We start from the raw sequence: 15,326 nt of genomic DNA on the forward strand, positions 1-15,326 counted from the left end.
GTGCGCGCTACGCGGCGCCCCAGTGATGGGCGAGTGCAGCCGCCTCTCCGCGGGAACTGACGCCCAGCTTGTCAAAAATCTTGGCCAGGTGGAACTTCACCGTCGACTCGCTGATATGCAGTTGCTGGGCGATGTCGCGGTTGCGACGCCCGTGGGCCAGCTGTTCCAGCACTTCCAGCTCTCGTGGGCCCAGTTCGGCCAATGGGTCCTCGCGGGGCGTTTCAGGCGGTGTGAGAGGGACTTCGACGGTCACCGTGGTGCCCCAGCCCGGCACCGCGTCCACCTCGAGCCGCCCGCCGAGCGCTGCCAGCCGCTCGATGACCCGACGAGTGTCGAAGGAACGCCGGGACAGAGCTCCGGGCCCGTCGTCCCGGACGGTGGCGCGCACGTCTGCGTTGTCCACCTTCCAGCCGACGTGGATCCGGCTGACCTGACGATCGGATCCACCCTGATCCTCCAGTGAGGCGTACACGACTGCCCGGACCGCTGCGGACACCGTGTTGACCACATCGCCGGGCAGCATCCGGTCCGCGCCTTCCTCCGCGCCGGGTATGCCGAGGTCCAGCTGTACTCCGCGGGGACGCAGGATTCGGCGCAGCGAGTCGGTGAGCCGCTCGAAGGCATCCGAGCCACGCTCCTCGACCAGCACCTGATCGAGTTCGGCACGCGAGCGCAGTTCGGACAGGGCGGTGACGGCGAGGTCGATGCCGCGCGTCCGGGCGTCGGTGTCGTCGAGGTCACGGTCGCGGAGCGTCTGGAGAAGTGTGGTCAGGGCGGTTGCGTGTGCCTCGCCCAGCTCGGAGATGGCCATCGCGCGTGCGGCTGCCGCGGCGCGTGACGTGGCCAGTCTCCCCGGGGGGATCGCGTCGGTCTGCAGGCCTACTCGGTGGGCGGTCAGCAGGTCCCACATCGCCAGCACAGGTGCCAGCTCCTCCTGTGGCACGGGAGTGTCCTCGGTCCGCAGGAGGACCAACAGCGCCGCCGGCTTGGACCGGGCACTGGACAATGCCACCACCGGCACCTCGACACCCGCCATGGTGGCCCGACCCTGCCAGATTCCACTCGCAGGCATCAGGGGCCGTAGTGCGGCCACCTCGCCGATGGTGACGGCCGAGCTTGCATTGCCGGGCGATTCTCCGTGGGTCTGGAAGGGGGACTGCGCACAGTTGGTCAGCTCGGCCAGTCCTGTGTGGTGAAGGGCGTCGGCCAGGGCGGCGGACAGGCGCGGCAGGGTCTCGGGCTTGGGTGCCGCGATCACTTCGGCTGCGACGGTGAGATCCATGTGTACCAGCGTAAGCAGCCCGTCCTTGCCCGGTGCTGTCCTTTCGGCTGGCCGTAACCGTCCGAAAGGACAGCGGGGGCCGGGCCGTGCCTGCCGAGAATCGAAGGTGTTGTCCACCGCCCGTTTCCGTGGCGGCATGTGCATGTACAGAGGAGTCACCAGAGATGAAGGCAGTCATTTACACCGAGTACGGCGGCTCGGAGGTCCTGCGGGTTGCCGAGGTCCAGGAGCCGCACGCGGGCCCCGGCCAGGTCCGGCTGAAGGTCATGGCCGCCGGCGTCAACCCGATCGACTACAAGATCCGCTACGGGTGGCTGCACCAGATGTTCCCCATGTCCTTCCCCGCCGTGCCGGGCGGGGAAGTGGCCGGCATCGTGGACGAGGTCGGCGAAGGCGTCACCGGCGTGGCGGTGGGCGACGAGGTCCTCGGCTTCAACATCGCCCCCCACTTCCCCGTCGCCGGCATCACCGGCGCGTACGCGCAGTACGCCCTCGCCATGGCCGCGGACGTCGCGCCCAAGCCGGCCGGCCTGAGCTGGGAGACGGCCGCGGCACTGCCCGTCGCCGTCGAGACCTCCGACCGCGTGCTGGACCTGCTGAAGGTGACGGCCGGCGAGACGCTGCTGCTGCACGGGGCCGCCGGCGTCGTCGGCTCGGTCGGCGTCCAGCTCGCGGTCCGCCGCGGCGTCACCGTCATCGGCACCGCCTCCGAGGCCAACCACGACTTCCTGCGTTCCCTGGGAGCCGTCCCCGTCACCTACGGCGACGGCGTCGTCGACCGCGTACGCGCCGCCGCCCCGCAGGGCATCGACGCCGTCTACGACGCCGGCATCGACGCCCTGGAGATCTCCATGGAACTGCGCGGCAACACCACCGACCGCATCGTCACCATCCACGACGCCCGCGCCCCCGAACTGGGCATCACCATGTCCACCGGCCCCCGCCCCCAGTTCGGCCCGCAACTCGCCGAATACGCCCGCCAGGCCGCCGACGGACAGCTCAACGTCCGCATCGACCGCAGCCTCCCCCTCACCGAAGCCGCCCACGCCCACCAGCTCAGCGAAGCCGGCCACCCCCGCGGCAAGCTCGTCCTCCTCCCCTGAACCACACCCCCACCACAACCCACCCAACACACAAAACCGGGGTGCGGGAGGGCGGCTGCGAGGCCGCCCTCCGGCCGGACCTCCGCGAGCCAGGTCGGCAGAGCGGGCAGACCTGGCCGCGTCAGCTCTGATCGTTTGGAGGGCTGTCGGGGAGGCCTTGGATCTGGGGTTCCCATGAGGATCGGCTGCCCGCCCTGTTGCAGGGTGGTGAGCCATTGGGTGGGGGTGGTGTGGATGTATGCGTTGATGGCCTGGCCTGGCCTGGCCTGGCCGCGGTCGAGCAGGAGCCAGGCGAGACCCGGAATCCACCTCGAAACCACATGAAAGCGAACCCGCCATGAGCGACAAGACCGCGATCACCGCCTCCGACATCGTCCGGATCAGTAAGGCCTACTACGACGCCGTCGACTCCGGGGATCCTGCCCGCATCTCGAACGCCTACCTCGCAGCGCCGACCACGATCTTGCAGTTCAACACCGACGAGCCGATCGTGACCGTCGAGGCAGTCAAGGAGTGGTCGGCACAGTTCTGCAACGTCGTCACCGTCAAGCACACGGGGATCGAGGTCTGGAACACTCCGCTGATGGGTGACGTCGTTCCGGTGAATCTGCTGCCAGGTCGGCGCGCCTCGACCGTGACCGTCGTCTCCACCGCCCTTCCGACCTTCTCCGTCAAGGGCAAGGGCACGCGAGTCGCGGTGCCGTCTGCCTCGATCTTCACCATTGACATCGAGTCGCAGAGGTTCGTCTCCGTCCACAACATGTTCGACCTCGCCAAGGTCTATGCCGCCGTCAGTGGCTGACAGAACGCTGACGCCGGCGCGTTGAGTCCGGGTAGCGGCCGTGCGCCGGCCAGCCTCAAGGAACATGGCCGAGGCCCGCTGCCCGTTTGCGCGACGAGGTGTGGCTGGTCTGTGTTGCGCTCGCTGTGCTCTCCGCCCGGATCGGTCGAGCGGCCACCGCCGTTGTCGCCCGGCACGGGGTCCGTGGTTTCGCGTGGGTCGAGCGGACGAGTTTGCCCGCGGCCCGCGACGTGCCTACGACGCCTGGCACAAGGCTCCGCGCTTGACGCGAAGTCGGACCACGGCTCGTCGCGCCGGATTGGCGTCTTCTTGGGCGCACGACCTGGCATGGACGCAACGGACCGACGCCCGCAGCATTGCGCTGGGAAGTGATCTGGGCGGCCAGGGAGCCTCCGACCCCGGGTAGGGCATGGTTCTGGTTCACCGATGCAGTCTGAACCGTTCCGGGTTCGACGTCCGTGAAGGTCTTCCACGACCCGCAGCGGTTGATCAGGCGAAATTGGCCCCGCGTTGTCAAGATCACCGGATCCATGACGCAACGGCATAGCCGTCGGTCGCATTCCGCCCCCATCGTCATGCGGAGTGGTCGGCGGCAGGGAGTGCATCGGGGTTGAGATCGACGAGCAGGCGCATGAGGAGCGCATGCACCGACGCGCGTTCCTCACTGCTGAGCACCGACACCGCATCGTCGTCAACGCGCGTCAGCACTTCTTGTGCCTGTGTCGCCAGCGCCTCCCCGGCTTCTGTGATTCCCAGCTGAACGACTCTCCGACTGGTGGGGTGCTGCCTGCGCTCGAGCAGGCCACGCTCGACCAGTGCGTTGACCGCTGCCCCCATTGACTGGGGCGTGATCCCGGTGCGACGAGCGATGTCGGCCGAGGAGATCCCAGGCGTGCGTGCGACGTGCATCAGCGCATTGTGCTGCGCCGTGGTCAGGCCGAGTGGGCGTAGTGCCTTCTCGGTGCGTACCCCCATGACATGGGCAACCTGCCAGGCCAGATAGCTAGTGCGAGTGGATGGGTCGTGGATCACACGAACTCCTGATGGAAGGTGCCTTACAGTTAGATGCGATAACTATCAGGCAGCTTACATTGGAGGAAGAAGATCCGTGCCCACATCGTCCACTCCGGCCCCCTCTCTGGCGGCCACCGTCCCGCACACTCCCGATGCTCCCCGGCACGCGCATCATCACCATGCCGAAGACTCCGCTCCTTCCCAGCGCGGCGCCACGGGGCTCAAGGGCATCCTCATGCCCGTTGCCGTGGTGCTGATCATCGGCTCCACTTTTGTGAGCGTCTACCTCGCGGCCTTCCACGCCCCGAAGCCTCACCACCTCCCGGTGGCCGTCGTCGGCACCACGCAGCAGTACGGCTATGCTGCCGCGGGCCTGGAGAAGGGCATACCCGGCGGGTTCGACGTGAAGTGGTACAGCCATGAGGCCGACGCCCGTGCCGCCGTGGAGGACCGCAAGGTCTACGCGGCATACGTCGCCCATACGAAGGGGGCGCCGACGCTGTTGTACGCCGGTGCCAACGGCCCCTCGGTGACCTCCACGGTCACCGGGGCGTTCACGGCTGTCGCCCAAGCGAGCGGGCACGCCCTCGTACAGAAGGACATCGTCCCTGCGCCGGCCGGAGACAGCCGCAGCATGTCCGTCTTCTACGCCGCGTTCGGAGTGGTCCTGGCCGGGTTCCTGTTCGGCATGATGACCTACCAGATGGCTCCCCGCCTCGAGTTCCGCTGGCGCATGGCGAGTCTTGCTTCGTTCAGTGTGCTCGGTGGAGTGGTGGTCGCGATGCTGGCGGGAAGCCTCGGTTTCGGCGCGTTGACCGGTTCGTTCGTAGGGATCGTGGGCATCGTCGCGCTCATGGCGGCTGCGGTCGGAGGCGCGACGATGGCCTTCATGCGACTGTTCGGGGCGGCAGGCATGTCCTTGGCCTCGGTGGTTCTTCTGACATTGGGCAACAGCACCAGCGGCGGGACGCTTCCGGCGGCGTACCTGCCGGGCTGGCTCCGTCCGCTGTCGGAGATCCTTCCGGTCGGTGTCGGTGTACGCGCGGTCCAGGGGCTGTCGCACTTCCACAACGACGGCCTCACCGGGGCCATCGTCATCCTCACAGGATGGATAGTGCTGTGCGTCGGTGTCATCTACTGGCGGGACATCCACACCCCGCGCCGTAAGGCAGCCGTCTGACAGCGGGCCGACATCCGGGGCGGCCGCCCACACCGACGTTCACACCATGCGGCGGCCGGTCAATGGCACCGCCCTCATGGTTGCTCAGGGTGCCGACGCCTCTTCGGGGTGCCTGAGCCGCGCACCCCAAGAAGTGAGCACAGCGCCAACCTTGACAAGGCTGCGAGCGCGACATCCACGCCGCGAAAGCCGATGTTCGTGGGGAAGCACACCGCTGTCGATCACGGTCCATCCCAGTCTCGCTGACGTGCGGATGGTCTGGGTACGGCGCCAAGAACGTCAGCACGGCACGACGAAGAAAACGCCCTGGGCGAGCGATGGCACGATCACTACGGCGCAGGCTGCCCGCTGTTGGAGGATGGGCCGGCCGACCGGCTGCTGGGCGCGCAGCTCCATGAGATGGCGAAGGACACCATCGCGAGCACCCCGGAAGCCAGGCGGAGGGCGCTACGGGGCCTGGCCCGGTCCCAGTTGCCGCGCCTTTCCTATGCCGAAGACGACCAGAGCCATACCGCCCCCAGCAGTAGTCCGCCGGCCCAGTCGAGGTGCATCACACGGCTTGCCGAGGAGAGCGCCCAGATTCATGGCAGGGCATGTGTGCATGTTGACGAGGGACCCTGCGCCGTAGACGTACGCCGTGGATTCCAAGCCCCCCAACCGTCCCTCCGGTCACGGTTTCCGCAGTAGGAGAAGGGGTGCAGTCGTCGAGCCAGGCAACGGCGGCCTCAGGATGGAGGCTGAGGGAGCGGTCCTGGTTGTAGGTCCTAGTGCTTTGTTCCGAGGCGCGTTGCGCCAAGAGACCGATTCGTGCCCAGCTTGGAGCCCATAGCGTGAGCCCCATGAGCGATGCAGCGCACCAGATCTCCCACGGCCGGGCATTGAAGCTCGTCCGGGGCTACATGGACCACAACGGCATCGCGGTTCGAGAGGCGCTGGAGGGTCTGAACGAGGGCGGTTCGATCGAGGTGTACGCCATCCTGAACGGTCTGCTGCGTTCCACGATCAGTATTTTGGAGCTGACCGGTAAATCATGGAACCTGGACGACCTGGTGCGCCAGGCCGACGAACTCGCCGCCGCGGCCCCGCCCCACTATGAGTTCGCCGTGGGCGAGGCGACCCGGGCCTGGGCGCGCGGCGACCAGTCGGCGATGCGTGCGGTGTCGTGCCGAGATCTTTCAGGGGCCGTGCACATTACGGCTGTGGGTACAGCCGTTCTGGGGCTGAAGCTGTGGGGAAGGACCGGTTTCCTCGACGTTCTGAAGGAGTTCCACGAGGCCGCCACCGCGCTGGTGAGCGATCCGCGCTCCGGTGTCTGATCCCTCGGAACGCCGACTGCCTACAGACTCTCGTCGGCTCCGCCGTCGATGCCACCTGCCTGCGGAGCCGACGAGAACCTTCTCACCTCAGGACGCGCCATGAACTTCAGAACGCCTCTGTCCTCCCTGTTCCCCGGAACCTCGGGTCGGCTTCTCACAGCCCTCGTCGACCATCACCTCGCAGACGCCGCCCGGCCAGTACCCCTTGCCGACTTGTCCAAGAATGCCGCGGTCGCACCTGCCCAAATCGAGGCGGCGCTCTTCCGGCTCGGTCTGCTCGGCCTTGTCGCTCCCAGACGGAACGGCGAAGCCGTGCGTATCGTCCCCGGTCACATCGCCTGGGGCGCGCTAAGCCAGTTGGCGAACCTGCGTGACCGCGTCGTCGACGCGGTCCTCGAACAGACGCGAGCCCGCCTCTACCCCGTACCGGCATACCTCGCGCTGAGCGGCGCCGTCGTCGAGGGAACTGCCGCGCATCCCGCCGACGTACTGGAGCTGATCATGGTCCCGCCTGTGGGCGCCCCGCCCGACTGGGACCGTGGTGTGTCCGCGCTTGTCGCGCAGTTGTCCCGGGACCTGGGCAACGTCGTGGTTCACCGCATTGCCCGTGACACCCAGGAGGCGGAGGATATGGGCGGAGCTCACGCTGTGTGCGTTCTCCCGTCGTGTCCACCGTGCTGATTCCCGACGTTCACCGTTCGCCGGCTCCGGTGCCACACGACGGCTCGTCGTGCTGATGCCGAAACTCGGAAGCCCGGCCCATGAGGCGCCGCGGCCCGTGGCTGTTGCGATCGACCTGGTGCGAGGAGGACCGGCCGACGCTGTTTGACTTCGTGAGTCGAGCTGACCTCGTGAAAGCCGCGCTGCGGCTGGCGTTATCGGGCGGTTCCCGGGAACAGGCGGTTGGCGTTGGCCGTCGTCAGGGAACGCCACGTGGCCCCTGCCACCGGTGGCTCCACTGCGTCGATGGCCGCGATGTGTGCGTCGGCCAGCGGGGAGGGCGTCCAGCAGTAGTCGCTGCCGAACAGTACGCGGTCAGGGGCGATGAGGCCGAGCAACGCGGGGATCTGGCGGGGGAAGGCGGTGCCCGCGGTGTCGTAGTACAGGCCCTGTAGTTGCTGTACGGCGTCCTGGGCGGGCGCCTCCTCCGGAGGCAGGAACAGTCGCATGAACTCGTTGATGCGGTCGGCCAGGACGGGAACGGCGCCGCCGCAGTGCGGGACGATCACGGTCATGTTCGGATGGCGGGTCAGGACGCCTGACATCAGCAGGTCCGTGACGGTGCGGGCCGTGTCGAAGATGTACTCGACCATCGGCCGCGGCCTGCCGAGTGCGGACTGTTCCCAGCAGACCGGCGAGGTGGGGTGCAGGAAGACCACGGCCCGCCGGCGGTCGAGTTCCGCGAAGACCGGGTCGAGGCGCTGGTCGCCCAGATACATGCCCTGCGTGTGGGTCAGCAGTGCGACGCCGTCGACGTGGAGCTCGTCGAAGGCGAACGTGATCTCCTCCAGGGTTCCGTCCACGTCCGGGAGGGGAAGCGACGCGAAGGTCCCGAAGCGGCCTGGGTGGTCGCGGGTCAGCTCGGCGGTGTACTCGTTGACGCGCCGGGCGAGGCTGCGGGCCGCCTTGTCGTCGCCGAAGTGCACGCCGGGGGAGGACATGGACAGCATCGAGGTCTCGATGCCGTTGCGGTCCATCAGGGCCAGGTGGGCCTGCGCGGACCAGGTAGGCCAGCCTCCCATTCCGTCGGGGTGGGCGTGCCCCGCCGCTGTCGCCTCCTGGACGTAGAAGTCCGGGAGGAGGTGGGCGTGGACGTCGATGAAGGCGGAGGACATGAGAGCGGGATCCCTTCTCTGGGGCGTGGCGAAGCCGGGTGGTGGTATCGGACTCACTCCACTTGCTCGAGTCCGGCCAGTCGTACCTCCTCGTTGTCCAGGGCGGCCTGGAGCCGACGCAGCACGGTGTCATCGATTTGTCGTTCGTCGCGCAGGCGGACGACGGTGGCGCGTTTGTGGGCGATGAGTGCGAGACGCAGGTCGGTGTAGTGGCGGTTGTGGAGAAGGGCAGGGTCGTCGGAGCCGGCGCCACTGGCTCGTACGGTCGCCAGGTGGGCCTCGTACTCCTGGCGAAGCCACTCCACGACCTTCGGGCCGGTGCCGAGTTGGGCGGCGAGGTGCGGCAGCGCCTTGAGGGCTTCCTCGGTCGCCAGGGTCTCGGCAAGAAGGTGCTCCTCGTCGACGGAGGTGTCGCGTGACAGCCGGGCCCAGCGCACCACGCCCGGCAGGAGCAGGCCTTGCACCACGAGGGTCACCACGATGACCCCGGAGGTGACGAAGACGATGAAGTCACGGCCGGGGAAGGGCGCACCCGAGTCGAGGGTCTCCGGTACGGAGAGCGCGACGGCCAGCGACACCGCTCCGCGGAAGCCAGCGAAACCGCTGACCACCCGGGCCCGGTGGCTGATCCTCAGCTCCAGCTGCTGGGGGCGCCGGTCGATGGCACGGATCAGGAAGGCGGAGGAGAACAGGAACGCGAACCGCACCGCGACCAGCACCACGCTGATCACACCGACCGCGAGCAGGGCGTCTCGCAGATCGGACCGGCTCAGGTGGCGCAGCGCGTATTGCAGTTCCACCCCGACCAGGACGAACAGCGCGCCGTTGATGATGAACGTGGCCAGCGGCCAGAAGGCCAGGGCCTGGCGGCGGTGCTCGGCACGGATGAGAGTCGGCGCCACCTGGGCCATGATCAGCCCGCTGACGACGACCGCGAGGACCCCGGAGGCGTGGATCAGCTCGGCGAGCAGATACGCCGTGAAGGGGGCCAGGATCATGACGAGATTGCCCAGCAGGGGATCGGCCAGGCGGCGGCGCAGGTTCATGTTGATCCAGGCGACCGCCATGCCCACCGCGGCCCCGCCGCCGTAGGCGAGAAGGAACAGGGCGCCGACGTGGGGGAGGGTCAGGTGGTCCTCCCCGACGGTGATACCGACCGCCAGGCCGTAGATGACCAGCGCGGTGCCGTCGTTGACGAGACTCTCCGCCCGCAGCACGGTGACCTGGCGGCGCGGCAGGGCGCCGGCCAGGGCGCCGACCGCCGTCGCGTCCGTGGGAGCCACCGCCGCACCCAGCGCCCAGGCCGGTCCCCACGGCAGTCCGAGCGTGTGCGCGGCGAACGCCACGGCCCACGCGGTGAGGATCACCAGGACGGTGCTGAGCAGGACGATGCCGCGCAGGTTCGTGCGGATCTCCCGCGTCGACGTGGTCAGGCTCTCCCAGTACAGCAGCACCGGGAGGAAGAGCAACAGAACTACTTCCGGGGGGAGTTGCGTCTGGCGGACGGCCGGAACGAGCCCGATCACAGCGCCCAGGGCAAGGAGCATGACGGGCGGCGCGACACCGATGCGCTGTCCGAGGGCGTTGCCCGCCAGTACCGCCACGCCGAGGATCACCACAAGCTCGAGACCTAGCATGGAGTTCTCTCCCGCCGCGCGTGTTCGGCGTGCAGGTCGGCGAAGGGGAGGCCAAGGACGGCGGATCGACGGTCGGCGGCGCGCTCGTGGGTGGGCGCCGGGATTGTCACGGGAACCGCCGGGGGTGTCGCACTCACCGGGGCACCAGCCTCAGTGTCGTCGAGCGCGCCGCCACCATGGGGTCGACGTAGGCGCCGCCGAAGCGGCCGTACTTGGTGCGGTACGCGGTGTCGATGCGGTCGTTGGTACCGGGGTCCGGCACTTCCGCGAAGGTGACGTTCCTGTCGACGCCGCCGGAGCGGATGTGTGCCTCATGGCTTGCTCGGGCCGTGCGCCACCAGGCGCCTTCGGGTCCCCGGTAGGAGCGGACGTACAGGTCGTCGCCGTCACGGACGACCCAGATGGGCACCGGCTCACGCAGGGTGCCGTCGCGTCGTAGTGGAGCCATCTCCAACTCGTCGGCTCCGCCGATGCGGTTCAGTTCGTCGCTGGTCCATGCAGTCATGAGGTTGCTCCGGTTCTTCTGGGCCGGCAAGAGGTCTTGGCTCGCTGGGAGGCTGGCTGAGCGGTCACGAAGACGGCCAACGCCAGCGCGGTGACCGTCAGGGACACGAGCACCCGTGGCGCACCGAGGCCGTCGGCGCCCACCTCGATCACTCCGTACGTCAACGCTCCCATGGCCGTGACGGCCGCGATCTGTCCGGTCCGGTCGTGCGGCACTTCGCGTCCCGCTGAGCGAGCCACGCGCACCAGCAGAACCACTGCCGCGACGCCCACCGGCAGGTTGATGAAGAAGATCATCCGCCAGCTGATCAGGCTCAGAGCGCCACCCGTCACAGGTCCGGCCGCCGCGGCCACGGCGCCGCCGACGGTCCACAGGGCGATCGCTCTGCCCCGCTCGACCGGGTCGCTGTAGCCCTCACGGATCAGCGTCCGGGAGGACGGCGTCATCATCGCTGCGCCCAGGCCCTGCACCACGCGGGCGATGACGAGCGTGGCCAGGTCGGGTGCCGGACCGCACACCGTCGAGGAGGCGACGAACACCGCCAGCCCCATAGCGAACGCACGCCGTGCGCCGACCCGATCGCTCATGGACCCCGCGGACAGCAGCACCGCCGCGAACGCCAGCGCGTATCCGTCCATCACCCACTGCAGTCCGCTCATACCGCCGCCGAGGTCGCTGTGCACCGCGGGCAGGGCGACGTTGACGACCGAGGTGTCGAAGGTGATCACGAAGAAGCCGAGCAGCGCGGCGGCCAGCGCAAAGGCGGGCGCGGCACGACGGTGGCCGGCTCCGTGCGTGGTGGGTGGGGACGCGGCGTGCGGGGCGGACATGCGGTGGTCTCCTGGGACCGAGGAATGCGTACGGACGAACGGGAACCGCCTGTTCGCGGGTGCCGGAGGAACTGAGGTCAGGCAGGACCGGTGAGGGGCTCACCGAGGTGGGTACGGGTGACACCGAGCGAGTCCTCGAAGACCCGGTAGTCAGTGATCACGCCGTCGGCGACCGCGAAGCGCAGGATCATCTCGCTTTCGAGTACCTGCCCCGAGGGATGGAACCGGGAGACATACCGACCCGGTGCCAGTACCCGGCCACCGGTCTCCACCAAGGGGCGCAGTTCGAACGTGAGCGGTTCGACGGCGGTGAAGAACGAGGTGAGGGACTGACGGATCTCCTCCGGCCCGGTACGGCTCCCGGCCCACGGCGTCAGCGCAGGATCGCCGGGGATGGTCCAGGTGGAGTCGGCGGCGAAGTGGGAGAGGATCTGTTCCATGTCCCGCGCGCCGAGGGCATCCAGGTACGCCTCGACGGTGGCGATCGCCTTGCTGGTCATGGCCGTCGGTCCGTTCTGCTTGGCAGCGATGGGCGGGCGTGGTTCCTTCCGGGTGGTGGGTGCATCACTGGGTGCGCCCACCACCCGGAACTCGGGTCATGGACGCAGCAGTGCCTTGATGGCGCGGCGCTCGTCCATGGCCTTGTATCCCTCGGCGACCCGGTCCAGAGGCAGGGTGAGGTCGAAAACCTTGCCCGGGTTGATCCGACCGCTCAGGACGCGGTCGATCAGGTCGGGGAGGTAGGCGCGTACGGGGGCGGGGCCGCCGCGCAGGCCGACGTGGGAGAAGAACAGCTGCTCTCCGTCGATCCGTACGTCGTGGGGCATGCCGACGAAGCCGACGTTCCCGCCGGGGCGGGTGGACTGCAGGGCCTGGTGCATGGACTGCTGCGTGCCGACGCACTCCAGGACGGAGTCGGCGCCGATGCCGTTCGTCAGCTCCTTGACGCGGGCGATGCCTTCCTCGCCGCGCTCGGTGACGATGTCGGTGGCGCCGAACTCCAGGGCGAGCTTTTGGCGGGGCTCGTGCCGGCTCATGGCGATGATGCGTTCGGCACCCAGTTCCTTCGCCGCGATGACGCCGGACAGACCCACCGCGCCGTCACCGACCACCACAGCTGTCGAACCCGGCCTGACCTCCGCCGCCCTGGCGGCGTACCAGCCGGTGCCCATGACGTCGGACAGAGTCAGCAGGCTCGGGATCAGCTCCTCGTCCGGCTGATCCCGGGTGGCGACCAGCGTGCCGTCGGCGAGGGGGATGCGGACGTACTCGGCCTGGCAGCCGTTGGGGAAGTCCCGATGCCGGCAGTTGGTCTGGTAGCCGGCCTGACAGTTCGGGCAGGTGTTGTCGGAGGCGATGAAGGAGCCGATGACGAATTGGCCGGGCTTGACGGTCGACACCTCGCTGCCGATTTCCTCGACGATGCCCACGTACTCGTGGCCGATCGGCTGCGGCCGGGTGACCGGGTTGATACCCCGGTAGCTCCACAGATCGGAACCACACACGCAGGTGGCGACGGTACGGATGACCGCGTCGGTCGGTGCCATGATCTTCGGTTCGGGGGCATTCTCCACCCGGATGTCACCAGGGGCGTGAATAACCGTTGCTCGCATGACGCTTTCTCAGTTCTCGTCGGGGTCTGGTGGGTGGGATGTCAGGGACGGGTACGGGTGGTGATTCGAGGGCCGTTGTACGCGTCGTCGGAAACGTGCTCGAGCCATGTGGCGTCGTCCGTCTCCCACAGGGCGAGATGGACCATGAACCGGTCGGGCGCGGCGCCATGCCAGTGCTCCTCGCCCGGGGGTGTGTGTATGACGTCGCCTGGGTGGGCCTCGACGAGGTCACCGCCGCGGGACTGCACCAAGGCGATGCCCTCGACGATGTAGAGGGTCTGGCCGAGGGCGTGGGAGTGCCAGGCGGTTCGGGCACCTGGGGTGAACCGGACCATGTTGGCCCTCATCCGCGACGGGTCCTCGCCGCGGTAGATCACGTCCGCGTAGGCGTCGCCGGTGAACCATTCCGCAGGCAGCTTCATGGTCGGGGGCTGCTTCAGCAGTTCCATGGTGCGTTTTTCCTTGGTGGCGGGTGCCGCTCAGACGGTGCAGCGGCTTCGTGGGGGGGGCGATGATGGAGCCCGCGCGTGGGGGAGGGTTGTGGGGAGAGGCTCAGCCGGACTGGTCGGCCTTCTCCACGATGTCCTTGAGCAGGTTCATCGCGGTCATGGCGTTGGGCCATCCGGCGTAGAAGGCCAGGTGAGTGATGGCCTCGACCAGCTCGTCCTTGGTCACGCCGTTCTCCAGCGCCTTGCCGAGGTGGAAGCCGAGCTGGTCAGTGCGGTAGAGGGCGGCGAGCGCGGTCACCGTGACCAGGCTGCGATCGCGCGGGGACAGGCCCGGCCGCTCCCAGACGTCGCCGAACAGGACCAGGTCGGTCACCTCCGCGAGCTTGGGGGCGAACTCCTGGATCGCCGGCGGCGCGAACTTCTTCCGTTCGGACATGCGGTTGTGCTCCTAGCATGTGTTGAGTGTTCAGGGCAGCCGGCTCCCAGCCGGTGCCTGGTTCAGGTGCGAACCAAGCTGAAGGACGTCAATACCGGGCGACTGCGAAGGGGTCGTCGGGGCTGTGCGGATGCCCTGTTCATGATCCGTCCTTACTGTCGTTTCACACCTCCTCGTCTGGGATGCAGGCCACGAAGTACCGGTCACATCCGCAGGACTTGCCGATCCGAGAAATCGGCGTGGCTGACTGTTCCGGTGAATTCCTGCCAGTGTGGAACGTCTGCCCTCGTCTTCTTCGACCCTGCCAGGCACTGTGCGAAACCTCAAAGAGGAGAGTTCCAGTCCGGGAAGTACTTATCCAGGGAAAAATCCTTCCCCCCTTGGGAGGGCTCCGTGGTGCCATACTGGCCGGTATGTCCAGCGACGCGCATCCGAACGAGCTGGGAGAGTTCCTCAAGGCGCGGAGGGCAGAGCTGAGCCCGCGCACCGTCGGACTACCCGAAACCGGTGGCCCAAGGCGTGTGGCCGGCCTACGTCGGGAAGAGGTCGCCCTGCTCGCGGCCATCAGTACCGACTACTACACGCGGCTGGAACAAGGGCGCATACGGCCGTCCGCGCCCGTACTGGCTTCTCTCGCCAAAGTCCTTCACCTCGGCAACGGGCAGCGCGACCACCTCTTCGAACTGGCAGGCCGGCCAAGCATGCGGTCTCGTCGGCAGACCGCACAGAAGGTGCAGCCGCAACTGCGGCGCCTCCTCGACGACATCTCCTCCATACCCGCGGTGGTGATCGGCCGGCACATGGACGTACTTGCGTGGAATCCGCTCGCCGCGGCCCTGCTCACCGATTTCTCGAAAGTTCCGGAGACGAAGCGGAACTACATCCGCATCCTCTTCACCGACCCCGCCATGCGGAGACTGCACGCGGACTGGCGGACCGTCGCCCAGGCGTGTGTGTCCCATCTGCGCCTGCTGGCCGTCAGGTATCCGGACGACCCGTGGCTGAACGCGCTGGTAGGTGAACTGTCTTTGCAGGACAAGGACTTCGGGCAGTGGTGGGCAGGCCGTGTCGTTGCGTCGCGCCGCCTGGGCCCACAGAGGCTCCGGCATCCCGCCGCCGGGGAACTGATCCTCGACTGCGATGCCCTCACCTGTGCCACGGAGACCGATCAAAAACTCGTCGCCTGGACAGCGGAACCTGGTACGCCGTCGTACGACGGACTACGCATTCTTGCCTCGCGGGCCGCGGGTCGCGCCTGATGCGGTCTGAATTCGTAGGGGGTTTGCCCGGGTTCCATGGTTGCCCGGATCCTGGGAAAGGATTT

General features: G+C 68.0%; 16 protein-coding genes. 6 read left to right on the forward strand and 10 right to left on the reverse strand.

Annotated elements, in window-relative coordinates; genetic code table 11:
* Positions 1-7: 7 nt before the first annotated feature.
* Entirely contained in the window at positions 8-1,282 is a 1,275-nt protein-coding gene (locus ACIQVL_RS19360) for a LuxR C-terminal-related transcriptional regulator (protein WP_403475928.1), read from the reverse strand.
* A 164-nt stretch (positions 1,283-1,446) separates the two neighbouring features.
* On the opposite strand from ACIQVL_RS19360, the gene ACIQVL_RS19365 reads away from it, so the two are divergent.
* Positions 1,447-2,385: an NADP-dependent oxidoreductase gene (locus ACIQVL_RS19365; protein ID WP_403442652.1), complete on the forward strand. Its 939-nt coding sequence runs from the start codon at positions 1,447-1,449 to the stop codon at positions 2,383-2,385.
* 337 nt (positions 2,386-2,722) lie between these two features.
* Entirely contained in the window at positions 2,723-3,187 is a 465-nt protein-coding gene (locus ACIQVL_RS19370) for a hypothetical protein (protein ID WP_403475929.1), read from the forward strand.
* A gap of 573 nt (positions 3,188-3,760) precedes the next feature.
* Here ACIQVL_RS19370 and ACIQVL_RS19375 read toward each other — a convergent pair.
* A complete protein-coding gene (locus tag ACIQVL_RS19375) occupies positions 3,761-4,219 on the reverse strand; it encodes a MarR family winged helix-turn-helix transcriptional regulator (RefSeq protein WP_403442647.1) in 459 nt (152 codons plus the stop codon).
* A 217-nt stretch (positions 4,220-4,436) separates the two neighbouring features.
* Here ACIQVL_RS19375 and ACIQVL_RS19380 point away from each other — a divergent pair, with 217 nt between their 5' ends.
* The 3 genes from ACIQVL_RS19380 (at position 4,437) to ACIQVL_RS19390 (ending at position 7,378) form a co-directional block, all read left to right on the forward strand.
* The gene (locus tag ACIQVL_RS19380) at positions 4,437-5,381 is read left to right on the forward strand and encodes an ABC transporter permease (RefSeq protein WP_403475930.1); all 945 of its coding nucleotides are present in this window, start codon (positions 4,437-4,439) and stop codon (positions 5,379-5,381) included.
* Between the two features lie 839 nt (positions 5,382-6,220).
* Positions 6,221-6,697 carry a hypothetical protein gene (locus ACIQVL_RS19385; RefSeq protein ID WP_403442641.1) on the forward strand — a complete coding sequence of 159 codons (477 nt, stop codon included), beginning with the start codon at positions 6,221-6,223 and terminating at the stop codon, positions 6,695-6,697.
* A gap of 99 nt (positions 6,698-6,796) precedes the next feature.
* Positions 6,797-7,378 carry a hypothetical protein gene (locus ACIQVL_RS19390; protein WP_403442639.1) on the forward strand — a complete coding sequence of 194 codons (582 nt, stop codon included), beginning with the start codon at positions 6,797-6,799 and terminating at the stop codon, positions 7,376-7,378.
* Between the two features lie 194 nt (positions 7,379-7,572).
* Here ACIQVL_RS19390 and ACIQVL_RS19395 read toward each other — a convergent pair whose 3' ends face one another.
* The 8 genes from ACIQVL_RS19395 to ACIQVL_RS19430 form a co-directional block, all read right to left on the reverse strand.
* Positions 7,573-8,532, reverse strand: coding sequence for an amidohydrolase family protein (locus ACIQVL_RS19395; protein WP_403442636.1), 960 nt, complete (start codon positions 8,530-8,532; stop codon positions 7,573-7,575).
* A 53-nt stretch (positions 8,533-8,585) separates the two neighbouring features.
* Complete coding sequence (locus ACIQVL_RS19400) at positions 8,586-10,169, reverse strand: Na+/H+ antiporter (RefSeq protein ID WP_403442634.1); 1,584 nt, start codon at positions 10,167-10,169, stop codon at positions 8,586-8,588.
* 133 nt (positions 10,170-10,302) lie between these two features.
* The gene (locus ACIQVL_RS19405; protein WP_403442632.1) at positions 10,303-10,674 is read right to left on the reverse strand and encodes a DUF2255 family protein; all 372 of its coding nucleotides are present in this window, start codon (positions 10,672-10,674) and stop codon (positions 10,303-10,305) included.
* Complete coding sequence (locus ACIQVL_RS19410; RefSeq protein WP_403442629.1) at positions 10,671-11,504, reverse strand: MFS transporter; 834 nt, start codon at positions 11,502-11,504, stop codon at positions 10,671-10,673. Before ACIQVL_RS19410 ends, ACIQVL_RS19405 begins: the two co-directional genes overlap by 4 nt.
* A 77-nt stretch (positions 11,505-11,581) precedes the next feature.
* Positions 11,582-12,004, reverse strand: a complete 423-nt coding sequence (locus tag ACIQVL_RS19415; RefSeq protein ID WP_403442626.1) for a nuclear transport factor 2 family protein — start codon at positions 12,002-12,004, stop codon at positions 11,582-11,584.
* Positions 12,005-12,100: 96 nt separating this feature from the next.
* Complete coding sequence (locus ACIQVL_RS19420; RefSeq protein WP_403442624.1) at positions 12,101-13,117, reverse strand: zinc-dependent alcohol dehydrogenase family protein; 1,017 nt, start codon at positions 13,115-13,117, stop codon at positions 12,101-12,103.
* Between the two features lie 41 nt (positions 13,118-13,158).
* Entirely contained in the window at positions 13,159-13,566 is a 408-nt protein-coding gene (locus tag ACIQVL_RS19425) for a cupin domain-containing protein (protein ID WP_403442622.1), read from the reverse strand.
* Positions 13,567-13,669: 103 nt separating this feature from the next.
* Positions 13,670-14,002 (reverse strand): carboxymuconolactone decarboxylase family protein, encoded by a 333-nt coding sequence (locus ACIQVL_RS19430; protein WP_403442621.1) that lies wholly within the window; start codon positions 14,000-14,002, stop codon positions 13,670-13,672.
* Positions 14,003-14,415: 413 nt separating this feature from the next.
* Here ACIQVL_RS19430 and ACIQVL_RS19435 point away from each other — a divergent pair, with 413 nt between their 5' ends.
* Positions 14,416-15,261: a helix-turn-helix domain-containing protein gene (locus ACIQVL_RS19435; protein ID WP_403442618.1), complete on the forward strand. Its 846-nt coding sequence runs from the start codon at positions 14,416-14,418 to the stop codon at positions 15,259-15,261.
* Positions 15,262-15,326 lie beyond the last annotated feature (65 nt).

It is taken from the genome of Streptomyces sp. NPDC090499, from assembly GCF_044769305.1.
In the GTDB taxonomy this organism is placed as follows: domain Bacteria; phylum Actinomycetota; class Actinomycetes; order Streptomycetales; family Streptomycetaceae; genus Streptomyces.